20 protein-coding genes and 1 tRNA gene are annotated in these 25,435 nt (G+C 34.0%); 15 read left to right on the top strand and 6 right to left on the bottom strand.

All coding sequences use genetic code 11. From position 1 onward, the window contains the following. The first annotated feature begins 8 nt into the window (after positions 1 to 8). The gene (locus tag DK508_RS06020) at positions 9 to 923 is read left to right on the top strand and encodes a glutaminase (protein WP_109299839.1); all 915 of its coding nucleotides are present in this window, start codon (positions 9 to 11) and stop codon (positions 921 to 923) included. A gap of 61 nt (positions 924 to 984) precedes the next feature. Then, entirely contained in the window at positions 985 to 3,339 is a 2,355-nt protein-coding gene (locus DK508_RS06015) for a tetratricopeptide repeat protein (RefSeq protein WP_160114577.1), read from the top strand. A gap of 70 nt (positions 3,340 to 3,409) precedes the next feature. Here the strand turns inward: DK508_RS06015 and DK508_RS06010 are convergent, their stop codons facing one another. From DK508_RS06010 to DK508_RS06000, 3 genes are read right to left on the bottom strand one after another with little or no spacing between them, the layout of a single operon-like run. Next, positions 3,410 to 4,252, bottom strand: coding sequence for a GNAT family N-acetyltransferase (locus tag DK508_RS06010; protein ID WP_109299837.1), 843 nt, complete (start codon positions 4,250 to 4,252; stop codon positions 3,410 to 3,412). 37 nt (positions 4,253 to 4,289) lie between these two features. After that, the gene (locus DK508_RS06005; protein ID WP_109299836.1) at positions 4,290 to 5,135 is read right to left on the bottom strand and encodes a polysaccharide deacetylase family protein; all 846 of its coding nucleotides are present in this window, start codon (positions 5,133 to 5,135) and stop codon (positions 4,290 to 4,292) included. 10 nt (positions 5,136 to 5,145) lie between these two features. Beyond that, entirely contained in the window at positions 5,146 to 6,021 is an 876-nt protein-coding gene (locus DK508_RS06000; protein ID WP_109299835.1) for a glycosyltransferase family 2 protein, read from the bottom strand. 112 nt (positions 6,022 to 6,133) lie between these two features. Between DK508_RS06000 and DK508_RS05995 the strand changes: the two genes are divergently transcribed. From DK508_RS05995 to DK508_RS05980, 4 genes are read left to right on the top strand one after another with little or no spacing between them, the layout of a single operon-like run. Further along, positions 6,134 to 6,811, top strand: coding sequence for a DUF4956 domain-containing protein (locus DK508_RS05995; RefSeq protein ID WP_109299834.1), 678 nt, complete (start codon positions 6,134 to 6,136; stop codon positions 6,809 to 6,811). Between the two features lie 36 nt (positions 6,812 to 6,847). Further along, on the top strand, positions 6,848 to 9,868 hold the full coding sequence (locus DK508_RS05990; RefSeq protein WP_109299833.1) for a hypothetical protein: 3,021 nt from the start codon (positions 6,848 to 6,850) through the stop codon (positions 9,866 to 9,868). After that, positions 9,837 to 10,577, top strand: coding sequence for a polyphosphate polymerase domain-containing protein (locus DK508_RS05985; protein WP_109299832.1), 741 nt, complete (start codon positions 9,837 to 9,839; stop codon positions 10,575 to 10,577). Before DK508_RS05990 ends, DK508_RS05985 begins: the two co-directional genes overlap by 32 nt. Before the next feature lie 9 nt (positions 10,578 to 10,586). Beyond that, complete coding sequence (locus tag DK508_RS05980) at positions 10,587 to 11,459, top strand: hypothetical protein (RefSeq protein WP_160114576.1); 873 nt, start codon at positions 10,587 to 10,589, stop codon at positions 11,457 to 11,459. A 79-nt stretch (positions 11,460 to 11,538) separates the two neighbouring features. Here the strand turns inward: DK508_RS05980 and DK508_RS05975 are convergent. Further along, positions 11,539 to 11,611, bottom strand: a tRNA-Gly gene (locus DK508_RS05975). A 292-nt stretch (positions 11,612 to 11,903) separates the two neighbouring features. On the opposite strand from DK508_RS05975, the gene DK508_RS21545 reads away from it, so the two are divergent. The 5 genes from DK508_RS21545 to DK508_RS05950 all read left to right on the top strand — a co-directional run bounded on the left by DK508_RS21545 (position 11,904) and on the right by DK508_RS05950 (position 21,721). Next, positions 11,904 to 15,011: a hypothetical protein gene (locus DK508_RS21545; RefSeq protein WP_304529413.1), complete on the top strand. Its 3,108-nt coding sequence runs from the start codon at positions 11,904 to 11,906 to the stop codon at positions 15,009 to 15,011. Between the two features lie 75 nt (positions 15,012 to 15,086). Further along, positions 15,087 to 16,181: a hypothetical protein gene (locus DK508_RS05965; protein WP_160114575.1), complete on the top strand. Its 1,095-nt coding sequence runs from the start codon at positions 15,087 to 15,089 to the stop codon at positions 16,179 to 16,181. Positions 16,182 to 16,187: 6 nt separating this feature from the next. Continuing rightward, positions 16,188 to 18,491: a Calx-beta domain-containing protein gene (locus tag DK508_RS05960; protein ID WP_109299828.1), complete on the top strand. Its 2,304-nt coding sequence runs from the start codon at positions 16,188 to 16,190 to the stop codon at positions 18,489 to 18,491. A gap of 339 nt (positions 18,492 to 18,830) precedes the next feature. Next, positions 18,831 to 19,979 carry a gliding motility-associated C-terminal domain-containing protein gene (locus DK508_RS05955; RefSeq protein ID WP_109299827.1) on the top strand — a complete coding sequence of 383 codons (1,149 nt, stop codon included), beginning with the start codon at positions 18,831 to 18,833 and terminating at the stop codon, positions 19,977 to 19,979. A 155-nt stretch (positions 19,980 to 20,134) separates the two neighbouring features. After that, the gene (locus DK508_RS05950; RefSeq protein WP_109299826.1) at positions 20,135 to 21,721 is read left to right on the top strand and encodes a hypothetical protein; all 1,587 of its coding nucleotides are present in this window, start codon (positions 20,135 to 20,137) and stop codon (positions 21,719 to 21,721) included. Here the strand turns inward: DK508_RS05950 and DK508_RS05945 are convergent, their stop codons facing one another. Further along, positions 21,722 to 22,078 (bottom strand): GNAT family N-acetyltransferase, encoded by a 357-nt coding sequence (locus DK508_RS05945; protein ID WP_370443816.1) that lies wholly within the window; start codon positions 22,076 to 22,078, stop codon positions 21,722 to 21,724. A 146-nt stretch (positions 22,079 to 22,224) separates the two neighbouring features. Here DK508_RS05945 and DK508_RS05940 point away from each other — a divergent pair, with 146 nt between their 5' ends. The 4 genes from DK508_RS05940 (at position 22,225) to DK508_RS05925 (ending at position 24,981) form a co-directional block, all read left to right on the top strand. Next, positions 22,225 to 22,773, top strand: a complete 549-nt coding sequence (locus DK508_RS05940; protein WP_109299824.1) for a ClpP family protease — start codon at positions 22,225 to 22,227, stop codon at positions 22,771 to 22,773. 41 nt (positions 22,774 to 22,814) lie between these two features. Continuing rightward, complete coding sequence (locus DK508_RS05935; RefSeq protein ID WP_109299823.1) at positions 22,815 to 23,540, top strand: M15 family metallopeptidase; 726 nt, start codon at positions 22,815 to 22,817, stop codon at positions 23,538 to 23,540. Between the two features lie 53 nt (positions 23,541 to 23,593). After that, positions 23,594 to 24,061 carry a CAP domain-containing protein gene (locus tag DK508_RS05930; protein WP_109299822.1) on the top strand — a complete coding sequence of 156 codons (468 nt, stop codon included), beginning with the start codon at positions 23,594 to 23,596 and terminating at the stop codon, positions 24,059 to 24,061. A gap of 155 nt (positions 24,062 to 24,216) precedes the next feature. After that, positions 24,217 to 24,981 carry a M48 family metalloprotease gene (locus tag DK508_RS05925; RefSeq protein ID WP_109299821.1) on the top strand — a complete coding sequence of 255 codons (765 nt, stop codon included), beginning with the start codon at positions 24,217 to 24,219 and terminating at the stop codon, positions 24,979 to 24,981. Between the two features lie 67 nt (positions 24,982 to 25,048). On the opposite strand, the gene DK508_RS05920 is transcribed toward DK508_RS05925, so the two are convergent. Beyond that, positions 25,049 to 25,429: an ankyrin repeat domain-containing protein gene (locus tag DK508_RS05920; protein ID WP_109299968.1), complete on the bottom strand. Its 381-nt coding sequence runs from the start codon at positions 25,427 to 25,429 to the stop codon at positions 25,049 to 25,051. Positions 25,430 to 25,435 lie beyond the last annotated feature (6 nt).

Here is a 25,435-nt window from a genome sequence, read left to right as displayed (position 1 = left end):
ATGATTCTATGGAGTATCAGAAAATACTTAATCAAATTGAAGCAGAGTTAACGGCAAAACAAAGTACAGGTCAAGTAGCTTCTTACATTCCTGAGTTATCCAAAATTAGTTCCAAAAAACTTGGGGTTCATTTATATTGTATTAATTCTGGTCATTATAATTTTGGAGATAGTACCGAACGTTTTTCTATCCAGAGTATCTCTAAGGTATTTGCGCTAACAAAAGCAATGTCTTTGCTAGACGATGAATTATTTGAACGTGTAGATGTAGAACCCTCTGGTGATCCATTCAATTCATTAGTGCAATTAGAATATGAACAAGGTATTCCTAGAAATCCTTTTATTAATGCCGGAGCATTGGTTATATCCGACATTTTGATTTCTTTGTTAGATAATCCTAAAGAAGATTTTTTACGTTTTATTCAGAGCATAGCACATAATGATAGCATAAAGATTAATAACGAAGTATATGAATCCGAAAAGAAATACAGTCATCGCAATGCCGCTTTATTAAATCTAATGAAATCTTTCAGAAATATTAAAAACGACATTGAAGTTGTTTTAGATTTCTACATATTTCAATGTGCGATTGAGATGTCTTGTGAAGAATTATCGATAGCTTTTATGATATATGCAAACCAAGGAAAAACACTTTCTGATGGTCATCAAGTTCTAGCACCAAGAAAAATAAAACGTATTAATGCAATTATGCAAACCTGCGGTTTTTATGATGAAGCCGGGGAATTTAGTTTTAGAGTGGGTTTACCAGGCAAAAGTGGTGTTGGCGGTGGCATTGCAGCTATTCATCCTGGACAATACACTGTAACCGTGTGGAGTCCGCCTCTTAACCCCAAAGGAAACTCAGAATTAGGTATGTATGCGCTAGAGCGATTGACTACATTAACTGGGTTGTCTATTTTTTAGATTTGTAATTACAATCTGCTTAAAAACTATTAATTTTAAATAACGTAAAAGATCTCGTAAATTGAAATTACTTATTAAAAATAAAAACCTACTCTTCATCATCGTAATGATTATTGTTACTACAGTAACATATCTAAATCATTTTGATAATGCTTTTCATTTTGATGATTTTCATACCATTACTGAAAATCCTAACATTAGGAGTTTAAAAAATATAGTTAGTTTCTTTACTGATGGTAGCACCATAAGTTCTTTACCACAAAACCAAACCTACAGACCAATTGTAACTACTTCGCTTGCATTTGACTATTGGTTGGGAAATGATTATACACCTTTCTTTTTCCACCTCACTACATTTATAATCTTTCTTTTGCAAGGAATTCTAATTTTCTTTTTTACTAAAAAAATTTTAAACATATCCACTGAAAACCCATATAATTACTATATATCTGGTGCAATTGCATTATGGTATATGTTACATCCAGTAATGGCTGAAACGGTCAATTATATCATTGCACGCTCTGACCTACAATCCACTTTCTTTGTTATACTGGCATTTGTTTTATACCAATACTCATCAATAGCTCAAAAATATCATTTATACTTAATACCTATATTAATAGGAGCTTTAGCAAAACCTTTAGCTATTATGTTTGCCCCATTATTCTTTGTATACGTTCTTTTATTCGAGAAAAATCTCGATTTTTTCGACCTCTTTTCAAAAAAATCAATTACTCCAATACTACAAACTATAAAAAAAGTATGGTTGTCATTTGTTTTTTGCTTTGTAGTTTACATTTTTCATAACACAATGACACCAGAATCTTTTACCACTGGTTCGTCTAAAACATTTGAATATTTAATTACTCAACCTTTATCTATCTCCTATTATTTTGGAAGTTTATTTTTACCAATTCAGTTAAGTGCAGATACAGATTGGGTCGTTTTACAAACAGTTTGGTCTCTAAAATTTTTGTTGGGAATACTCTTTATTATAATACTCTTAATAATCGCTTTATACTCATCAAAAAACAAAAAGTATTACCCTATAAGTTTTGGCATATTGTGGTTTTTTATTTCACTTGCTCCAACCTCAAGTATTATCCCTCTTGCCGAAGTCATGAATGATCACCGTATGTTTTTTCCTTATGTTGGTCTGATTATTAGCGTAGGGTATTCTTTATGGCTATTTGTAGCATATTTAAAAAAGCGATATGAACTAAAAAACATTTATATAATGGCAAGTACTATTATTCTACTGCTAATGTATAGCATAGGAACATATCAAAGAAACATTGTGTGGGATTCTGAAGAGTCATTATGGAAAGATGTTACTATAAAAAATCCTAAAAATGGTCGTGGTTTAATGAATTACGGGTTAACTCAAATGTCAAAAGGTAAATATGATATTGCCGAAGGTTACTTCACAAGAGCTCTAAAACTTGCTCCAAGATATCATTATTTACATACCAATTTAGGAATTTTATATAATGCACAAGGAAATTTAACTAAAGCCGAACAATACTTCAAAAATGCCATTACTTATGGTGGAAATTACTATACGCCATGGTATTATTATGGTAATTTCTTATTTCAAAATTCTAGAACTGCTGAAGCTATCGAAAAGTTGAATATATCAAAAACACTATCACCTTCTCATATCCCCACAAGACATCTTTTGCTCCAAATTTATTCAGTTACTGGTGAATGGAAAGAATTAGAGAAACTTGCTATAGAAACTTTGGCAATTGACAACAACGATTTAAAGGCTAAAAGATTTTTATTGGCTAGTACAAAAAATGTAGATCTACATCAATCCGAAAAGAAACTAACATCCAATAGTTCGGCTCTAGGAGAATACCTCGATTTAAGTTTTAAATATTATCAGAATAAGCAATACCTCAAATCTATTGAAGCGGCAAAAGAAGTGTTAAAAATACAACCTCAATCCTATAGAGCATACAACAATATTTGTTCTGCTCTTAACCTTTTGGGAGAATTTGACAATGCCATTATTGCTTGTAATAAAGCTCTCGAATTAAAACCTGATTTTCAATTGGCTCAAAACAATCTCAATTATGTTATTTCTCGTCAATCCGAACTACAAAATCTCATTACTCTCATCGCAAAAGAACCTTCAGAAGCAAACTACCTAAGTCTAAGTCTTTTGTATTACAATTATGAACTTTATGAACAATGTGTAAAAGTTGCCAAAGACGGCATACGTTTATTCCCTAACTCTGATAATCTATACAACAATGCTTGTACAGGGTACAATGCCCTTAAGAAATGGAACCAAGCTATTGAAGTTGGAAACAAGGGTATTAAAATAAACTCAAATAACCAATTACTAAAAAACAATCTTAATTGGGCAATAAAAATGAAAAAAGAAACTCAAGGAAAAAGCAACAATTAATAGTAAATTATAAAATTTTTTATTCTGTAGACATACTATATCATATACTCATTACAACATAGTTTTGATATCAGTAAGCATCAAAATCTAGTGCGCTAAATTTTACTCCTGAAAAGTTAAATTGTCGATTTTGCGATGTAAGATCCTTAAAAATTAAATTCAAAGGAGAAGGCCTCATTTTTAAAGGAATATCAAAATAAAAAGATTTTTTCCAATTAATGGTATCATCTATACCAATCCAAAGTTTAATAGGTCTAAAGCCTAAATAGTTTTTATTATCCTCGAGACTATATTGGCTATCAAAATCATTTAAAATGGCTTGTATTCCAAAAATATCTGTAGCAGCTAAAACCCTATTATCTCTAACTTTATATTGCAATTCAGGGTTAGATAAACGCCATTTTAAAGAAGAGGTATCCCAATCCCTTTGGTAATCCAAAACATTACTTCCTTCTTTACGCACAATTTTACCACAGCCCAGTTTAGCTTTTAACATTCCCACCAACTGAAAATCCAGTTTCTTCAAAAATCCTGGAGTACTCTGCGCATTAGCCACTCCTATTATAAAACCAAAACCCAGCTTCGCAGCCAATGTATAGCTTTCACTGGCAAGCGTTGGAAATAGTTTTTTCCCTCTATGATTCGGATGCGTGGCTGTGTTCAATGAGAGCAGACCTTTTTCTTCTTTTCCAAAAATCTTAGCTTTTATAGGCATTAGTGCATAATGGGCTGCAAGTTCTCCATCAAAATATGCATTATATCCCAACATAGGATGAATAGGGTTCTCAGCATATTGCCACCTTATAAAGTCTTCAGTATATTTCTTAGCCTTTGGAAAAGTAACACATAGAAGATCTGTTATTTCTTTAATAGCCGCGTCATCAATTTGAATAGGTGAAAAATTGTAATTCATTATTTATAAACACATTAACCTTATCTCTAGGTAATTATTATTCATTATCTATACCTTCCACAAAACTCTTATACGTTATTATTTTCGAGTCGTATAACTTCATAATTTTATGAAGTCTAGTAAATACTTTTTTTCTATTAAAATACATTAATTGATTATACATCCAATTGTTATTGATTTCGGGATGCATAAATCTTTCTTGATCCACATCAATATCGTAAGGATGAAAATAGCTTGTCACTGCTCTGTTTTTTTGATAATGAAAATCAAAACTTCTTTTTATAAAATAGAACGGTAAAAATCTAAAGTATACCCCTCCAGAAAAAGGTACTTTGAAAAAAGATCCTTTTCTTAAACTAACAGGTATTTCCCATAAATTAGCATTCATTTTTCTGGGATTTTCACCAAAATCCTTCCAGCCATATAAAAGATTCTGGGCCGGTAATACAGAACTAGAATATCTAAACCCTAAATCTGTCAAAACCTCAAAAACCCATGGAGTATCCTTTGTAAGCGAATATGTTGGAGCTCTGTACCCTATTAGTTCCTTTGCACCAGCAGTATATAAGCTTTCCATATTTAATAACAAGTCATCTCTAAACTCTTTACTGGTTTGACTAGTAATAGGTAAATGTTTGTGCGAATGACAAGCTACCTCGTGCCCTTCTTCAACAAGCATATTGATAAGACTGGGATAATATTTAGGAATGTCTCCAACTGTAAAAAAGGTTGCTTTTGCTTGATATTTATTCAAAAAATCTAAATAATATTCAATCATTTCTTCGACTCTGGGGCGATAAGATAAGCCTTTATGTACTCTCAAACGAACATCTTCCAAGTCAACACTAAACAAGAAAAGGTTTTCTTTTTTTCTAGACATCATTAATAGAACTTTACATATTTTTTCTCATCCCAGATAATTGTTCAGCAATTAAACTCAAAAGAAAAACAATTAAACCTGTCAAAATCAATGTACTGGCACCTATACTTATCCCTTTTCCTTGGAAAAAAAAATATGCTCCCCATATCGTTCCGAAAACAAGGAAAAAAGCAGAAATTGGGAGAAAGACTCTTGCTGGGTTAAACAATATTATAATGTTAATGATCTCCATTACAGTTTCAAATGCCGTCCTCACACCTATTGTACTTGTACCCTTGAGTCTATTTTTTATCTGTATTGGCTCTTCAATAACCAAATGTTTATTATTTACAAAAGTCAACGTAATAATATCGCTGAAAGACATCGTATCAGGTGTGAGTTTTAGATATTGCTTAGCCAGTTCAGTATTATAAATCTTCATTCCTGAATTGATATCATAAATTGACAATTTCATTAGCATACGTGCAACTGTACGAATCAAACTTTTACCCACACCTCTAAACCAAGAAGCAGATAATTGCCCCTTTCTACTCCCCACAACCAAATCTGCATCTGTTTCTTTAATTTTATAAAAAAGCCTATCTACATCTTCCATATAGTGCTGACCATCAGCATCTATCGTAACAACATAATCAGTATCGCAAGCATTGATACCACTTTTTAATGCTCCTCCATATCCTTTATTAACCTTATGTGAAACTATTTTAAAAAATTCTTCCGGTGCTGAAAAAGAAGATAGCACCTCTAAAGTATTATCTAATGACCCATCATTTACAACAATTAATTTATAATTTTTCTCTTTACAATGATGTATAACTTTTGGTAAAAACAATTCTAAAGACTCTTCTTCATTAAATGCTGGTATAACAACAGTCAGGTTTTTTGTCATTAATTAAATTTTTAATATGATAAACTTACTAAATTTATTTATATATCTTTTTAAGGCAGTGCAAGAAGATAATTTTTTCTATTTTCACTAACTTATCAATAAAAATAAAATAATGAACGATTTTATTAATCAATTAAATCTAAACTTTGAAGAAAACTTTTCAATCCTAAACTTTGTAATAAACATTGTTATATGTGGATTACTTCTTTTTTGCTTACGAATCATCTATATAAAATATGGTGGTTCGATATCCAATAGATCTCAACTATCCAAAGTTTTAATGTTAGTAGGAGTTACTACCTTTATTATTATTTCTATTGTAAAATCCTCTTTAGCTCTGTCTTTAGGATTAGTTGGTGCACTATCAATAGTAAGATTTAGAACTGCCATTAAGGAACCCGAAGAATTAGGATATTTCTTTATTGCCATTTCAATTGGCCTAGGGTTAGGTGCAAATCAATTATTACCAACTATTATTGGCTTTATTTTTCTGACATTAATCATCGTTCTTTTCAGTAAAAAGAAATTGAACAATTCTTTTACACAAAATTTATTAATTAATCTAAATTGTAAAGAGACTGAAAGATCAAAAATTACCGATCAAATAAGCGCTGTAGTAACAGGTAATTCGAAACAAGTTGATGTAAAACGAATTAAATATTCTAAAGAAGAAATCAGCTTTAATTTTTTGATCAATGTATCCTCTCTAGACACCATTAAAAAGATCAACGATCAGTTGATTAATATTAATAATTCTATTGACATTACTTTTGTGAGTAATGATATTTAATAAATCTGGATATTTAGAATACATGTTTGACAATATATGAAAATCAAAAGACCAGAAAACACAAAAATAACTCTTATCCCTATAGGGGTAATTATCCTTGTTCTTCTGACAATCAGCTTAAAAGTAAAAATTAATAAAAGGAATAATAGCCAAACTATTACAACCAGCAGTATACACGACACCAGTGTCACCACAACTGTCATCAAAGAATATGGTATTCTTGACATGTTAAAAGAAAATATTAATGTTATCCACTCAGACCCAGAGTTTACCATACATTTTAATAAGATCAATAGTATTCCCAAAATCTATTATGTATATAAAGATAGCCTAACACCTAGGCAATTAAACGATAAATTTTTCATTCATGTATTTCCTAAAAACAAACAAGATCTTTTAAAAGTAAACCCATATAATTACATCAATATGGACTTTACTGATATTGATCCGGAAGAATACACTATTAATAATGAAAAATATTATGTTTTTCAACGAGAATTTACCCACGAAAGTTTAGGTAAATTTATAGAAGTAGATAACATTGACTTTTTTAACACGGGTAGATATGAACCTACTCTCGGAAGATCATATCAAGTGTTCAATGTCAAATTTGATATATTATCCAATAACAAATCCACAAATATTTTTGAAAAACTTACCATTACCATAGATCAAAAGGATTTTGACAAAATTAAAAACCGAAGAAACGAAGCTTTGAAAAGCAGGGTTCTAGCAAAAAAAGATGATGATTTTGTAAAATCATTTATTTCTTTTAACAGTTCTGATAAAATCGTTTCAAAAATAAGATTAAAAGGTGACTGGACTGATCATCTACAAGATGAAAAAAAATGGTCTTTTAGGGTTATTCTTGAAGAAGATAAAACCGTAAAAGGCATGAAAAAATTTTCTATACAACATCCCAAAGTAAGAAATAATGAATGGGAATGGCTTTTTAACAAAGTTATAAAAAGAAATGGCCTAATAGGCTTGCGCTATGATTTTATTAATGTAGATCTTAAGATAACTAAGAATAATAGCTCCAAACTGATTCCTATAGGAATCATGGGGTTTGAAGAATCCTTTGACAAACATTTAATTGAAAACAATAAAAGAAGAGAAGGCATTATACTTTCTTTTCACGAATCATTTCTATGGGAAGATCGAAAAAAATCATTTGATTTAGGTCTTAATATAAAAACTTGGAATCAAAAACTTCAAAAAGCCAAAAATTTACCTATCAAAGTTTTTGATGAATCTAGAGTTCTTTCAGATCCTAAACTATCAAAACAACTTAACATTGCTAAAGATTTATTGAATGGTATTAAAAAAGGAGAACTAAAAATTTCGGAAGCATTTGATATCGATAAACTCACGATGTTTGTAGCGTTGTCAAATTTATTTGGAGGACATCATGGATTAATAGATCATAACCTAAGAATTTACTTTAATCCTATCACAAATAAACTAGAACCTATTGCTTTTGACTCTCATGGTGGATTTAGAATCGATAAAATAATAAATTATCCGTTTTCGGATAATGATCCAATATATAAACAGAAACTTCTCGAGAAACTCGAATTAATAAGTAGTCAAAAATTTATAAAAAATTTCGTTGATGAGTTTTATAAGGATTTAAACTTAATATCTGCTAGCTTAAAAACAGAATTAAAAACTTACACCAATCTTTCTGTTTTGGATTATAACAGCAACTTTATCAAGAAACAAATCGATCCCGCTAACACTATCATATCCAACTTAGTACAATTTGATGAAAATAAGATTCAACTTGCCATTTCAAACATAACAAACTTTCCTATAGTAATAAAAAACCTCGAACATATAGATGGAAAAATATTAAATAAACCGTTCTCTTCTTCTCAAATTATTTCTCCACAAGAGAAACAACTTATCACATTTGATTTAAAAAATTCCTTTGACAATGCTTTTGTCTCTAAAAAAAATAAAAAGGGTGGATTTCGTTTCCCAAAAGATGTCAAGAAATTAAAAATAAAACACAAACTCCAAGGAGTATCTTTTTACAATAAAAGCGCTATAATACCATATGGTTCGACCAACAAAAAACTTAAGAATAATATAATTTCGTATAAAAAATCATCTAGTTCAAATTATAGCGATTTTGGTTTTATAAAAACTAATCAGAATCAAATAATCTTACCAAAAGGAAATTATCAAGTGAACAAAACACTTTTTATTCCTGCTAATCACAAAGTGATTATAGAAAAGGGCGTTTCCTTAGATCTAATAAATAATGCATCGATAATATCATATTCACCAATCATAGCTGAGGGAACTAAAGAACTACCTATTACAATATTCTCTTCAAATAATTCTGGTGCCGGAGTTTTTGTTTCAAGCAGCAAAACTAAATCAATACTACAATTTTGCGAATTCATTAATTTATCCAATCCAAATTCTGATGTATGGGATTTATCCGGTGCAGTAAATTTTCATGAAACTGATGTTCAAATATCACATTCTACTTTCAGAAATAACAGATGTGAAGATGGCTTAAATATTATTAGATCTAATTTCTCTATTAATCATTCCTCTTTCGAAAACACATTTTCTGACGCTTTTGATGGTGATTTTGTAGAAGGATCTATTCAAAATACTATATTTACAAATAATGGTAATGATGGTATTGATATTTCTGGGTCTTCAATTTTTATAAATAATATTGAGATTAAAAACTCTTCAGACAAAGCAATTAGTGCAGGAGAATCAAGTACTATTACCGGTAAAGACATAGTAATATCTGGAGGAGAAATAGGAATTGTAAGTAAAGATCTCTCAAAAATTTCCTTACAGGATGTTCATATTTCTAATACAAGATTAGGTTTATCTTCTTTTCAAAAAAAACCAGAATATGGTACTGGATCAATTGATATTTCAAAGTTAATCCTAAAAAACAATGAATTAGATCATTTAATTGAAAACGGATCACAATTATTGGTTGACAATATTGCTGCGCAAACAGTATCGGATAAAGTTATTGATCAAATGTATGGTAAAGAATATGGTAAAAGCAGTAAATAATCCTAAAATCAGTAAACATAATTTTAGGTATGAAAGAAAGTTTATTTTTCAAAACATACATCTTGATGATCTTATAGCTACTCAAATCAACACCAATTCCTTTTGTTTTCATGAAATCTTTGAAAAAAGAACAATAAACAATATTTACTTTGATGATTACAATTATTCCTTCTACAAAGAAAATGTATCCGGAGATGGAACACGAAAAAAATATAGACTTCGCTGGTATAATGATGTTTTTTCTGAAGTCAAAAAACCAACTATAGAAATTAAACAGAAATTTGGAGAAGTTGGAGACAAGATTAGTTACAAAATAAAAGATTTCTTGATTGATTTAGATTCAGTATCTGCTACTGAAATTAATTCGTCTCTAATAGAACATCTTGAAAAAACTGAACATCGTGAATTAGTCTCAAAACTAGAAAATCTTCACCCTACTCTATATAACAGTTATGAAAGAAAGTATTTTTTATCAAACTGTGAAAAATTTAGAATTACTCTAGACTTCAATATGAAGTTTTACAACCCAAATACTTTTAATCAAAATAATATAATTAAAAATCAAATCGATGAAATTATTCTAGAGTTAAAATATGATATAGAACATGATATTGAAAGTAGGACACTTACACAAGAAATCAATTCAAGACTATCAAAAAACTCTAAATATGTAAGAGGTGTAGATTTCATTAATTATCAAATCACTTAAATCAAACAAATGAGAAACTTCATAAAACATATGATGTCCTCAGGAATTCTATGTTGTGTTTTGAGCTGTGCTCCTTTGTCGCAAAACAATAATAATTCATCTTCTACATATATTTTTTTGTCACATACAAGAACAAGTACTAATGATCGAATTTTCAAAAAAGTATATGATTTAAATTTAGAACTATACGAAATGACCTTATTAGGCGGAGACCTAGGAGTAGACTCTTTTCAAGACGACTTCATAAATCATATAGATTCAATTTTTAATTTAAAAAGTAAAAATACATTATGGAGTGTTGGTAATCATGATGTAACCACTAACGAAAATTTTAAGAATCTTACAGGAAAAAACAAATATCATTCATACAAAACCAACAACACTACTTTTATAACGTTAGACACACAGGACAGTCTAAGTAATATTGTTGGAAAACAAAAACAATATTTCTTAGATATTTTAAAAAATACTTCATCTAAAAATATAATAATTATATCCCATAAGTTGATTTTTATGGATCAACATCCCATTATGGATGGGCAAATAAATAAAGTATGCAATGGTCCCAAAGGAAAATGTGATTATTGTCATAATCGAAATAATTTTCAACATGAAATATATCCCGAACTAGTAAAACTAAAAGAAAAGGGTATAAATATAATATGGATCGGAGGTGATTTAGGGTACAAAACATCTAGTTTTGAGTATAAAGATCTAAATGGGATCATTTTTCTTGGAAATGGCTTTTGGTTTAAGAATAAAGAAAATAAAGTACTAGTTCTATCGGAAGATAAATCTTCAATAAAGTATAAATTCGTTTTTATCGATTCCTTAATAAAAAATCAAACTAAGGAATATATTAATCACTTATTTGAAGAGTAAACTATCGTGAAGTCAATATTAGTTTGGAAAAATTAATTTCTTAAACAAAAAAAGGTTTCATATTTAATGAAACCTTTAGAGCGGGAGACCGGGTTCGAACCGGCGACATTCAGCTTGGAAGGCTGACGCTCTACCAACTGAGCTACTCCCGCTTTTTGCGATGGCAAATGTATTAGATTTCTTTTAAATTAAAAATTAAAAACTTCATTTAAATTAAAACTATTTAAATTTTAACATTCTAAAGATAAAAAAAGCAACAAAGTGTTTTTAATCGTTAAAAATTGTATTTTATCGAAAAAAATGTATATTTGTCTTGTTAATTGCGTTTTAATGCCTTAACATTTTATATTTATGATGCATGTGAAACGTCACAACAAGTAAACACAGATAAATATTACGGCCAAACCATAAATACGTATGGTGCATGGTTCTAAACTTATATATATGAAGATAAAATTACTCCTCATAATCTTATTTTTATCTTTAGCCAGTGCTCAAGCTCAGGTTAAGATTGGTGACAATCCTGATTTAATAGATGCATCCTCTTTACTAGAATTAGAAAGCTCTGACAGAACACTAGTTCTTACGAGAGTAACAACTGCGCAAATGAATGCTATCACTCCACTTAATGGAGCGTTAGTATACAATACAACAAACAATTGTATTTTTCAATACAACAATAACACTTGGAGTAGCTTATGTACTGGAAATGATGATCAACAAATTAGTTTCGATTCTTCGACTAATATTCTTACTCTTGAAAATGGAGGTTCAATTGACCTTACTTCCCTTATTAATGATTCTGATCCAGATCCAACTAATGAAATACAAATTTTAAGTAAAACCGGTAATACTATTACTTTATCTAATGGTGGAGGAAGCATTACCGAAACTAACTCTACACTAGAAGATCTTGGTGGTGGAGTTTTTAGATATACTGCAGAAGATGGTACGGTAACCACAATAAATCTTACCGGACCTACAGGAAATCAAGGACCTACTGGGCCTACGGGTAATCAAGGACCAGTTGGACCTACGGGTAACCAAGGACCAGTTGGACCTACAGGAAATCAAGGACCGGTTGGACCTACAGGAAATCAAGGACCAGTTGGACCTACGGGTAACCAAGGACCAGTTGGACCTACAGGAAATCAAGGACCAGTTGGACCTACGGGTAACCAAGGACCGGTTGGACCTACAGGAAATCAAGGACCGGTTGGACCGACAGGAAATCAAGGACCAGTTGGACCTACGGGTAACCAAGGACCAGTTGGACCTACAGGAAATCAAGGACCAGTTGGACCTACAGGAAATCAAGGACCAGTTGGACCTACAGGAAATCAAGGACCAGTTGGACCTACAGGAAATCAAGGACCAGTTGGACCTACAGGAAATCAAGGACCGGTTGGACCTACAGGTAACCAAGGACCAGTTGGACCTACGGGAAATCAAGGACCAGTTGGACCGACAGGTAACCAAGGACCGGTTGGACCTACGGGAAATCAAGGACCGGTTGGACCTACAGGTAACCAAGGACCGGTTGGACCTACGGGTAACCAAGGACCAGTTGGACCTACGGGTAACCAAGGACCAGTTGGACCTACAGGTAACCAAGGACCAGTTGGACCTACAGGAAATCAAGGACCAGTTGGACCTACAGGAAATCAAGGACCGGTTGGACCTACGGGTAACCAAGGACCAGTTGGACCTACAGGAAATCAAGGACCAGTTGGACCTACAGGAAATCAAGGACCAGTTGGACCTACAGGAAATCAAGGACCAGTTGGACCTACAGGTAACCAAGGACCGGTTGGACCTACGGGTAACCAAGGACCAGTTGGACCTACGGGTAACCAAGGACCAGTTGGACCTACAGGTAACCAAGGACCAGTTGGACCTACAGGAAATCAAGGACCAGTTGGACCTACGGGTAACCAAGGACCGGTTGGACCTACAGGAAATCAAGGGCCGGTTGGACCTACAGGTAACCAAGGACCAGTTGGACCTACAGGAAATCAAGGACCGGTTGGACCTACGGGTAACCAAGGACCAGTTGGACCTACAGGAAATCAAGGACCAGTTGGACCGACAGGAAATCAAGGACCGGTTGGACCTACAGGAAATCAAGGACCGGTTGGACCTACAGGAAATCAAGGACCGGTTGGACCTACGGGTAACCAAGGACCAGTTGGACCGACAGGTAACCAAGGACCAGTTGGACCTACGGGTAACCAAGGACCAGTTGGACCTACAGGTAACCAAGGACCAGTTGGACCTACGGGAAATCAAGGACCAGTTGGACCGACAGGTAACCAAGGACCGGTTGGACCTACGGGAAATCAAGGACCGGTTGGACCTACAGGTAACCAAGGACCGGTTGGACCTACGGGTAACCAAGGACCAGTTGGACCTACGGGTAACCAAGGACCAGTTGGACCTACAGGTAACCAAGGACCAGTTGGACCTACAGGAAATCAAGGACCAGTTGGACCTACAGGAAATCAAGGACCGGTTGGACCTACGGGTAACCAAGGACCAGTTGGACCTACAGGAAATCAAGGACCAGTTGGACCTACAGGAAATCAAGGACCAGTTGGACCTACAGGAAATCAAGGACCAGTTGGACCTACAGGTAACCAAGGACCGGTTGGACCTACGGGTAACCAAGGACCAGTTGGACCTACGGGTAACCAAGGACCAGTTGGACCTACAGGTAACCAAGGACCAGTTGGACCTACAGGAAATCAAGGACCAGTTGGACCTACGGGTAACCAAGGACCGGTTGGACCTACAGGAAATCAAGGACCGGTTGGACCTACAGGTAACCAAGGACCAGTTGGACCTACAGGAAATCAAGGACCGGTTGGACCTACAGGAAATCAAGGACCAGTTGGACCTACAGGTAACCAAGGACCAGTTGGACCTACAGGAAATCAAGGACCAGTTGGACCTACGGGTAACCAAGGACCGGTTGGACCTACAGGAAATCAAGGACCGGTTGGACCTACAGGAAATCAAGGACCAGTTGGACCTACAGGTAACCAAGGACCAGTTGGACCTACAGGAAATCAAGGACCAGTTGGACCGACAGGTAACCAAGGACCTACTGGACCGACAGGAAATCAAGGACCTACCGGGCCGACAGGAAATCAAGGACCTGCGGGACCTACAGGTGCAACTTCGATTGGGCCTACAGGACCAACAGGAGCTATGGGTGATACATTCATAAAAGCAATGGGTAAAGTCGCAGGTAATGGAACTGCTTTAAAAATAATGAACGCAACCGTTTCTAGATTAAATGAAGGTGACTATGAAGTACTATTCCCGGTTGGATCACCTATGCCTGATGCCAATTATATCATTCAACTTTCTATACTAGATTGTGGTGGTGATTGTCCAGGAAATACAGGACAAGATTATGATGATCCTGGTATCACATATTATAGTCAGTCTACCACTGGGTTTAGAGTGAATATTGGAGATAGCGATAATGGTACCACTCAAAAAGATGATATTGATTTAGAATTTATGTTTATCGTTATTGATTTTTAATAAATAGTAATGTATCGTATTTTTCTATTGAAAAAAAACATAAAAATGATAAGTCAAAGTAAATAATATCAAAAAATGAAAAAAGCACCTCTATACATATTATTTATAGCATTGATGAATGTTGCACATTCTCAAATAGGTCCTAATGACGCAAATGCGTTGTTAGGTTTACCTAATGCTACTGATTTAACAGAAATCAACGCTATTTTAACTCCACAAATTGGTGCCGTGGTTTACAATCTAGCCGATGATCAAATTTATCGTTTTACCAGTTCAGGTTGGCAGGTTGTAAATGGAGAAAATATTTATAATACAAATGGAGCGCTAAATGGAGAGCGCACAGTAGACATGGCTGCAAATCAATTAAATTTTGACATAAGCAGTGATACCAGAACAACATTAAGTTTACGAAGAACAAATAATGCAAATAGTGTTGGTATTGCCTTCCGGAATTCTGGAAACGCCTACCCTACTGCAATTGTATTAGGTTCGGCAGGCAGTGGCAACTCGAATGGATTAGATTTTTACGCTGGAGGAAATGATGGGAATGCCGATAATTTAAATAAAACTTTGGCCCTTCAAAACAGCAATCAAATAGAATTTTCACAATATGGAACTGCAAATACGTTTCAATTTGATAATAATGCTGCTACCCGATTTCTAGGCATTGAAAATGATGGAGACGTAGTAACCATAGATCCTTCTACTATAGTAGACACGGATGATCAAGATGCGTCTGAGGTTAATTCTGATACTCCTGTAGATGTGGATGGTGATGGTGCAATGGAGGCCACTGTAGAAGACGTAATACAAGACATTGCTCCTATCACTTCAAAAGCAGCCAGAATATTTTATCCTCCTTCGATAACTATTAATGCATCGACTACAGGAACAGGGTTCACAGAAGATTTATATGACGAATATGTTGATCAATTTACGCTGGCAAATCCAGCAACTTCAGCTTCTAGCAATGGTGCACCTGGTACCATTCCTATATACAATAGAGATGAACTTTATTACTATGTAACTTTTGCCGACCCCGCTGTTTTTTCTAATATTACCATTGGTGGTACTGGAGATGGAGTTAACGAAGGTGTAATGACCTATAATATTGTAGGTACACCTCTAGATTTCAACACATTAATCAATGTGGTTTTCGTAGTTAAATAACCTTCTATGAAATTATCCAGCACTACATATCTTATCTTTATTGTATTTCTGTTCGGTACATTACTTGTATCTGGGCAGACTACTTTTGCCGATAATTTTACTACTCAAGCTTATAATAGAAATGATGGTACTGGTACTTGGTCCACTAATTGGATAGAAACCAATGATAATGGATCTCCTACAACTGGAGATGCCTTTATCTTTTTAGGAACCGTAAGTGGCAATACTAATGTTTTGGCATTTGTTGGAGGAACTGGACACGGAATCAACAGAACAGTTGATCTTAGTGGTGCAGCATCGGTCACTTTATCGTTTGATTGGGTAGCTAATGGATTAGATGTTTTTGGTGGTGGACAAGAAGAATTAGGAATTTTTATGTCTAACAATAATGGTGTTTCTTTCACCCAAATAGGTGCAGGAACTATAGTAGGAACAAATAATGGAAATTTCACGCAAGATATATCGGCATTTATATCAGCAAATACCGTATTTAGACTTCAGGTAATCGGTGGTAATCAAACCTTTGAAGGAGGAGAATTTGCTGTTATCGATAATTTAGTAATTTCTGGAACCTTTGGTCCATCATTATCTATAACCGATGCAACCTTTAATGAAACTGCTGGAACTGTTAGTCTAACCGTTAATCATATAGGAACTAACGCTTCAGGGCCGTTTACTGTAGATGTGAATACAATTAATGGCACGGCCTTTTCTGGTAGCGATTTCAACGTAGTTTCTGGTAGTCTTTCTTTTTCGGGTACGGCAGGTGATTCTGATACTATTGATATAGCTATAGTGGATGATAGTGATGTTGAAGTTGATGAAATATTTTCTATTGGTTTTACAAATACCAGCGATCCCGCTGTAGACATAACAGATCAAGCTACAATAACGATTACTGATAATGAAACCGATAATCCTCGTCCTTATGAGGAACGAATTACATTTAATGTACGAGGTAATTTTGATATGATTGGTAATACAAATCTTACCTGTACAGCAAATTGCGCTGCTCCTGTGGCCAATAATCCACCTGTGGTTATGGGATATGCATCTATTGATGGAACCACTGTTAACTCAAGTAGTGCGGATCTTACTCTACCCGTCGGCGCCACTGTTACATGGGCGGGTTTATATTGGGGAGGAAATTACAGTTCTTCTTTTGGAGGAATTAACAATCCAGATCCCTCAATACTTAGTACTGATCAAGTAAGATTTAGAGTTCCTGGATCTGCCACATATAATACAATTACTGCAAACATCTCAAATTATGAAAATTCATCTTTTAATGGGTGGGCCGTTTTTCAATCTTATGCAGATGTTACAAGCCTCGTTCAAGGAGCCGGCTCTGGATCTTATACTATCGCAGACATAGCCTTAACTACGGGAAGTGCTTTTACCGGGCCTTTCGGTGGTTGGACCATGATTATAATATATGAAAACCCAGCTGATATCACACGAAGTGTTAGCATCTGGGATGGTTTTGACTTTTTTGGGTTTGGAGCAAACGATTCGTTTACAGTTACTGGTTTACTAACCCCATCTTCAGGAGCATTCGATACTGACTCCGGGTATTTTGGTTTTGACGGTGAAGCAGGTGCCGCTTTTATTGGTGATTTTGTTGCTATTAACGGTACCGCTCTTTCTAATGGATTAAACCCCGCAAACAATACATTAAACAGTACAATTTCAAAATTTGGTGTAGATGTTGGAGGTAGAAACCCAAATCAAAGCTATAATTGGGGTCTAGATATTGATATTTTTGATGCTACGGGACTTGTACCAAATAATGCTACTTCTTTAGATGTAGATTTAGGAAGTGCAAATGAAGGTATTTGGGGTGGTGTTTTCGCAGTGTCAACGGAAGTGGCTTTCCCTGCTGTCGCCAATAAAACTTTTGCCCCTACACGAATAGGATATGGAGAAGAGTCTACAGTAACTATTCTTTTAGAAAATCCAGCTACAGGAGTGGATCTTACTAACTTAACACTTACCGATAATTTACCTACAGGAATGAATATATCGACTACCCCTAATCCAAGTTCTTCCTGTGGTGGCACTATAACTGCAGTAAGTGGATCCGATAATTTTAGTATTTCTGGAGTGAGTTTACCAGCTGGTAATAGTTGTACATTTACCTTTGATGTTATAGCAACCCAGGGAGGTACATTGTCTAACACAGTTTCTTCTGGAGATATTACTAACGACCAAAATATACCATTAGCAGGTACAACAACGGGTATACTTGATGTCATTGTGCGTACCGTAATAACAAATAGAAAAATAACTTATAGAGTAAATAGAAATTAATATATTACCCCCTTAAAAATTAAAGTAAATTAAATATCGTCAAAATATGAAAAACTTTCCCTATTTAAAATTTTCGAAAAACAGACTATTGTAAAGGTAAATTTGTATATCAGATATTATTTTTTCCTTGTACCGAAAGGATTAAATAATTTATCGACATACTAGTAATTCAACTGTATGTATGCACTTCATTAAAAAATCATTTATCGGAAGAAAAGTGCATTTCGTCGAAAAAAACACGCTTTTTATCGTCAACAATTGGTTGGTTACAGTTTTTTAGTGTAATTTAGCCTCATTAAAAGTACGGTTTTACAGTAAACGCATTTACCCCCAAATACCATGAAAAAAATAATATTCTTAACAACCTGTTTTCTATCATCATTTACTCCCTTCGCTCAAGAAGCGTTTCATAATTTCGGAGATGTACAAATCCATAACCAAGGAGCCATCGGTTTTCATGTAGATGTAATTAATGATGGATCTTTTGACCAAAACGTAGGCTTCACTGGTTTTTATAGTGACACTGAAAGTCTAACTGTTTCTGGAGATAACCGACCAGTTTTTCATGATGTAGAGATTGACGTTGCTAATGATCTTTTCCTTGAAGTAAGTATGGGGGTTAGTAATTTTCAAGAATTTGTTAATGGTAGAGTACAAACTCCAAGAGATAGAAAAAATGTTTCTTTAGATTATATAGATGACGCTCCATATTTAGGAGAAAACGATGATCGATATGTAGATGGTTATGCATCTATGACAGGGTTATTGGATTTTACTTTTCCTGTAGGAGATGATTTTAGATTAAGACCAATGAGCATCCAAAGTCAAGCAGCTGTTAATACAGCTAATGGCGCATATTACTTTGAAGATCCAAATTCTCCTAATTTTTTTCCTGGTAGTTTTAATACAAATAATTTTGGTGATTTACTATTTGGAATAAGCACTTTTGAATTTTGGGATTTGGACGGAGATGTAGAAACTAGAGTAACGCTTACTTGGGATGACAATAGTAATATCCCAACATTAGTTAACGATCTTACGAATCTTAGAGTTGTTGGGTGGGATAGAAATTTAGAACAATGGGTAAATCTTGGAAACACTTCTGTATCAGGAGATTTAAACAATGGTCAAATTATATCAGAACTTATGATACCAGACAATTATATTGTAATAACATTTGGTACTTCAGATATTCTATTGGATGGTGATCTAGAGATATTTACTGCTGTATCTCCAAATGGAGATGGTCTTAATGATACTTTCATTATACAAGGTATCGCTCAATTTCCGAATAATGAACTATCTATTTTTAATAGATGGGGTGTTGAAGTATATAATAAAAAAGGATATGATAATTCGTGGGCAGGAGTTTCTGAAGGTAGAGCTACTATCGCGAAAGGTGAAGAATTACCTGTCGGAACTTATTACTACGTATTTAAAATCGAAGGTCGAAAAGATCAAGCCGGATATCTTTATATTAATAGGTAATTTCATTTAACTTTAATAAATCTTATATTTGGAATTAATGACACTTTATCGAGCTATAAGTGGAATAATATTATAAATTACTAAAACTACTTTATCCTAGAATAATAATAGTTTTTCAATGGTATTTGTGTTTTAGTATGACAAAAATCATTATAATGAAAAAACTATTACTCCTACTACTTATTACACAATCTATTTTTTCTCAAATCGACGAGTTTTCGGTTATGGGATTACCTACCGCAGCTACTAATATAGAAATGAACGCTGTTACTGCTGCATCTACAGGATCTATTTTATATAATCTTGAAGAAGGTAAGATATTTGTTTATGATGGTACCAATTGGGTCTCCACTAGCAATGATAACTGGTTAGTAGATGGTAATACAGGTTTACCCACTACTTCTTTTTTGGGACATATTGATGATGTTGCTATGGAGATACGCTCTAACAATTTACCCCTCTTGCGATTTGGACGTAGACAAACTCTGGGGTTAACTCAAGGATTTCCTGATTATACCGATGATGATCAGCCTCTAGTCTTCGTTAATGGAGACGGAAACGTTTCGGCCTTACAATTTGCTGCTTCTGGAGCCGGGTTTTATAAACCTCTTTTTTTTACAACCACAAATGGAAGCTTTAGATTAAAAGGAAGTACAGGAGGTTCAGATTTGTTTGAAATAGGTTCTGCTGGGCCAGCAAATGATGGAAGGTTAGAGTTTATTATTGGCGACGATGGTGCAGAACCCATTATATTTAAACGATATGATTTTAGACGAGGGCAATTTAATAGAGAGTTTTTTAGGGTTCAAGGAAGTAACAACACTGCAGATGCAACTACCCGGTTTGGTATAAATCTTAATCCACAAGAGGTTCCTGTAGATGCTGATTATGATGATTCATCTGCTGGCTTTGCAATTGCAAATTCTACTTTGCAACTCGAAGGGTCTTTTTCTACTTCTATACTTAATACAACAGGAAATCTGACTTTAACTGAAGATCACCATACCATAGTGATTACTGGTACTCATAACATAACTCTACCCGCCGCCAATACGTGTGAAGGTAGAATGTATGTTATTAAAAATAGAACTAATGTAAATAGAACAATTAGCACCTATGTTGATCTTACCAATTCAAATCAATCTACCATTACCAACGAATCTATGTTATGGATAAAAAGTGATGGTACGAACTGGCAACAAATAAATAACAATAGTGATTCTGGTAGTAGTGTGATTGTAAGTGCTGATGCCAATAATGATATTACAACAGGCACCGATGGGGGAGCTTTTTACAACGCACCCAATGTTAGAGTGTTTGAAGCTTATGACAATGCCGGTGGAACAGCTGCCAATGAAGGTTTTGGCACCTATAATATCTTAAATTTAGATACACAAAGAACAAATCAAAGCGGATTTGTCTTAAATAATGATAGAGTAACAATACCTGAAGATGGGATTTATGAAATAGGATATTCTGTTACGTTTGCGTCTAATGCAGGAAATAATAATAACAGTACTGTAGAAACAATTATCTTTTTAAATCTGGTAGAAATCGACGGATCGTCAACATATGTTACCTTAGATAACAATGGGGATGATTATAGCGCTTCTAAAAACCTTATAATATCTTTAAGTAATGGAGATGAATTACTATTAGGCGCTAATAGAACCGGAACAACTAGTGGTACAGCCAACACAGTAGCAGATGGCACTAACATAACTGTAAAAAAATTAGATTAACTATAATCTTTTCACAAAGTGATGTCCCCATATCTCATACCCTTCATTTAAATAGAACTTATGAGATGGATAATTGACTACGTAACTATTTAACTCAGACATCACGCATCCTTTGCTTTTGGTATATTCATAAATCCATGCAAATACCTTCTTCCCTATTCCTTTACCACGATAACCATCGTCAATATACACATGATCTGGCTCGCACGAACGACCTGCATAATGTCTAGTCATAAACCATAGTCCAAAAATCCCAATTCGTTCTTCTCCTAGATATACCCCCCAGCATTCATAATTTTGATCAAACATTTCTCCAAAACGTTCGATTAAGATCTGATCAGAAAACTGATTATTCATCAATTTTTGAATCAAAGGTAGAACCTCGAGAAAGTCTTGCTTTAAAATTTTGTGAAATGCCAAATCCATATGATGCTTTTCTGCAAAAATAATTATACTTTTATCTCAAAGATGTAAAAAATTCTTAAAAAAATAAAACCTTTAGAATGAAAGAAAAATCAGGAAAAATCCAAGATATAATAGATAGAAAGTTTTTAGAAGAACGAAGTGTTTTTTTATGGGGGCAAGTAGATGACAAATCAGCCAAGCATGTAATCGACAGGTTAATGTATTTGGATATGATTAGTAATGATGAAATTAAACTATATATCAACAGTCCAGGTGGGTATGTTACTTCGGGATTTGCTATGTATGATACTATCAAAAGTTTGAAAAGTCCAGTTTCTACAATTTGTACAGGCCTAGCGGCATCAATGGGATCAATTCTTTTGAGCGTTGGTGAAAAGGGACGAAGATTCATCCAGCCAAATGCCAAGGTAATGATTCATCAACCAAGTGGTGGTGCTAGAGGTCAAGCTTCTAATATAGAAATTCAAGCTGCCGAAATTCTTAAAACAAAAGAATTAAGTGCGCAAATTCTTGGTGATAATTGTGGTCAAGATGTAGAAAAAGTCCTAAAAGATTTTAATCGTGATTACTGGATGGATGCTCAAGAATCATTGGAGTATGGCATTGTAGACGGGATTCAGGAATAATTTTCGTACCAAACTATTTTATAACGCAGTAACAGGGTTTTATGATAAGACGAGATTTTATAAAGTTAAATTCACTAACTATACTTGGATTATCATTGTCTTCATTCACTGTATTTCAAAAAGAAATATCCAAAGATGACCTTATGGGAAAAAGTAACCCTTCGCTTTTTGGCGAGGGTTACCATCTTAGAAAAGAGGCTCATGAAGCTTTTATAAAAATGAAACTTGCTGCTGCAAAAAATGGTTTCAAAATTAAAGTAGTTTCTAGTTATAGAAATTATGCGCATCAGAACAGGATTTGGGAACGTAAATACAAAAAATTTACGACCGAAGGTTTATCTCCGATCCAGGCAATAAAAAAAATTATTGAATACTCTACAATCCCAGGTACATCAAGGCACCATTGGGGAACAGATCTTGATATTGTAGATGGAAACGCCCATCAACCTAAAGGTTTACTATTAGCCAAAAATTTTGAAGGTGAAGGTCCTTTTTGTAAATTCAAAGAATGGATGGACAAACATGCCAATTCTTTTGGATTTTATTTAGTGTACACAGATAAAATCGATAGAAAAGGATTTAAATATGAGCCTTGGCACTACTCATATGCACCACTTTCTATCCCAATGCTTAAAGAGTATCGCAAACTAGACATCTCTACAGAACTAAAAAAAGCAAAATTATTAGGGAGTGATTTCTTTAGTGAAGACTTTATTCATCAATACATTAAAGAAAATATATCTGACATTAACCCTCAATTATTATAATTTATATACTAAAATTATACTATTTTAGTTATTTATTTAAAGACCCCATACTAATGAAAACTAATTTTATTACCTACTTCTGCGCTTTCGTAGTACTATTAAGCGCCTTTTCATGTTCTGAAGACGAAGATCCCGTTGCTTCAGAAAACGATTTAACTATAACAGATCAAATATTAAATTTGATAAATGCGCACCGACAAGGTGAAGGTTTATCTCCATTAGAAAAAAATGCAACTGCAGAACGACTTGCTGTTGAACACACACAATACATGATTTCTCAAGCAGAAATTAGTCATGATAATTTTTCTTCGAGAGGAGATGTTTTAAGAGATCAAGAAAATGCCTCGGGCTCTGCCGAGAATGTTGCTAGTTTTTATCCAGATGCTGCCAGTGTTGTAGAAGGTTGGATTAATAGCCAAGGGCATAGAAACAATATTGAAGGTAATTATACCTATACTGGTATAGCTGCTCTTAAAGATGAGAATGGAAATTATTATTACACACAACTTTTTTATCGCTAAACTATGCAAACTCAACTCTGCTAGGTTAGCACTATTCACGTTCTATAAATAGAACACAACCTCTAGTAGTTGCTTACTAAGAAGTGTTTTTACATTTTATTAGTAAGCAACTTTTATATTTATTAACTTTAAGTTTTAATTAAAATACATTTCTAATGAGACGTGGTGGCCTTAAAATCAGGATACTTATTGGTTTGGTAATTGTTGCTTTTGCATTTATTAAAAAATGTAATAATAAAACTCTAAACCCATATACTGATAGAGTACAAAATATTAATATGACTAGTGATCAGGAAATTGCAATTGGCCTTCAGAGTGCTCCTGCAATGGCCGAACAGCATGGAGGATTATACCCGGATCAAAAGTTACAGAGCTATATCGATATGGTGGGCAACAAATTGGTAAATTCTAGTATGGCCAAGCAAACACCTTATAGATATGAATTTCATTTACTTGCAGATCCTAATACGATTAATGCCTTTGCTCTACCCGGTGGGCAGGTATTTATCACCTATGCTTTATTATCCAAATTAGAGAATGAGGATCAGGTGGCAGGTGTTTTAGGTCATGAAATTGGCCATGTATTAGGACGACATTCTGCGGAACGTATTGCCGAGCATGATTTCTGGAAAACTATTTCTACAGGCGCATCTGTTGGTGCAGACATGGGAGGTTTGGTAAACGGTATCGGACAAAATGTACTTCTGGGTAATGGTAGAGATGATGAACTAGAGAGTGACAAACTCGGTATTTTGTTTATGATTAATTCTGGATATAATCCTGAGGAAATGATTGGTGTCATGAAAATATTAAAAGCCGCTGCTGGACCAAATCGTACTCCCGAATTTCAAAGCACACATCCCGATCCTGAAAATAGGATAGAAAAAATAAGAGAAGCCATACGAGAGTATAGAAAATAAAGCATAAAAAAATCCGGTATACAGGTGATTAGCTGCATACCGGATTTTTTATTTCAATTGTTATTACTTAGGACATTTCCTCAAGAATAGCAACTGCTTCTTTTGCATTTGATAGTTTAGCAAACTTCAATGCAGTATATCCCTTATCATTTCTAGCCTTAATTTTTGCTCCCTTTTCTACAAGTAGTTTGATAATGTCTACTTTGTTATAGCGCGCTGCATACATTAATGGGGTCATCCCATTCGATTTTTGATTAACATCAGTTCCAAGTTCGATCAGTTTCTTTACTGTATCAGTATCACCTTTTACAATTGCCATACAAAATGGGCTCGTTTGTGGTACTACGGTTTCAAACTCGTTGGTGTCATTTGCAATATTAGCTTCTGTAGCAAAACTCATTGAAGAGATAAATACTACCATTAAGGTAAATAAAAATGTTTTTTTCATGATGAA

Source organism: Aquimarina sp. AU474, from assembly GCF_900312815.1.
Taxonomy (GTDB): domain Bacteria; phylum Bacteroidota; class Bacteroidia; order Flavobacteriales; family Flavobacteriaceae; genus Aquimarina.
This window is presented reverse-complemented; position numbering and strand designations above follow the sequence as displayed.

Coding starts and splice junctions, on each gene's coding strand:
- DK508_RS06020 (WP_109299839.1), top strand. CDS start 9: ATGGAGTATCAGAAAATACTTAATCAAATTGAAGCAGAGTTAACGGCA.
- DK508_RS06010 (WP_109299837.1), bottom strand. CDS start 4,252: ATGAATTACAATTTTTCACCTATTCAAATTGATGACGCGGCTATTAAA.
- DK508_RS06005 (WP_109299836.1), bottom strand. CDS start 5,135: ATGATGTCTAGAAAAAAAGAAAACCTTTTCTTGTTTAGTGTTGACTTG.
- DK508_RS06000 (WP_109299835.1), bottom strand. CDS start 6,021: ATGACAAAAAACCTGACTGTTGTTATACCAGCATTTAATGAAGAAGAG.
- DK508_RS05995 (WP_109299834.1), top strand. CDS start 6,134: ATGAACGATTTTATTAATCAATTAAATCTAAACTTTGAAGAAAACTTT.
- DK508_RS05990 (WP_109299833.1), top strand. CDS start 6,848: ATGAAAATCAAAAGACCAGAAAACACAAAAATAACTCTTATCCCTATA.
- DK508_RS05985 (WP_109299832.1), top strand. CDS start 9,837: ATGGTAAAGAATATGGTAAAAGCAGTAAATAATCCTAAAATCAGTAAA.
- DK508_RS05980 (WP_160114576.1), top strand. CDS start 10,587: ATGAGAAACTTCATAAAACATATGATGTCCTCAGGAATTCTATGTTGT.
- DK508_RS21545 (WP_304529413.1), top strand. CDS start 11,904: ATGAAGATAAAATTACTCCTCATAATCTTATTTTTATCTTTAGCCAGT.
- DK508_RS05965 (WP_160114575.1), top strand. CDS start 15,087: ATGAAAAAAGCACCTCTATACATATTATTTATAGCATTGATGAATGTT.
- DK508_RS05960 (WP_109299828.1), top strand. CDS start 16,188: ATGAAATTATCCAGCACTACATATCTTATCTTTATTGTATTTCTGTTC.
- DK508_RS05955 (WP_109299827.1), top strand. CDS start 18,831: ATGAAAAAAATAATATTCTTAACAACCTGTTTTCTATCATCATTTACT.
- DK508_RS05950 (WP_109299826.1), top strand. CDS start 20,135: ATGAAAAAACTATTACTCCTACTACTTATTACACAATCTATTTTTTCT.
- DK508_RS05945 (WP_370443816.1), bottom strand. CDS start 22,078: ATGAATAATCAGTTTTCTGATCAGATCTTAATCGAACGTTTTGGAGAA.
- DK508_RS05940 (WP_109299824.1), top strand. CDS start 22,225: ATGAAAGAAAAATCAGGAAAAATCCAAGATATAATAGATAGAAAGTTT.
- DK508_RS05935 (WP_109299823.1), top strand. CDS start 22,815: ATGATAAGACGAGATTTTATAAAGTTAAATTCACTAACTATACTTGGA.
- DK508_RS05930 (WP_109299822.1), top strand. CDS start 23,594: ATGAAAACTAATTTTATTACCTACTTCTGCGCTTTCGTAGTACTATTA.
- DK508_RS05925 (WP_109299821.1), top strand. CDS start 24,217: ATGAGACGTGGTGGCCTTAAAATCAGGATACTTATTGGTTTGGTAATT.
- DK508_RS05920 (WP_109299968.1), bottom strand. CDS start 25,429: ATGAAAAAAACATTTTTATTTACCTTAATGGTAGTATTTATCTCTTCA.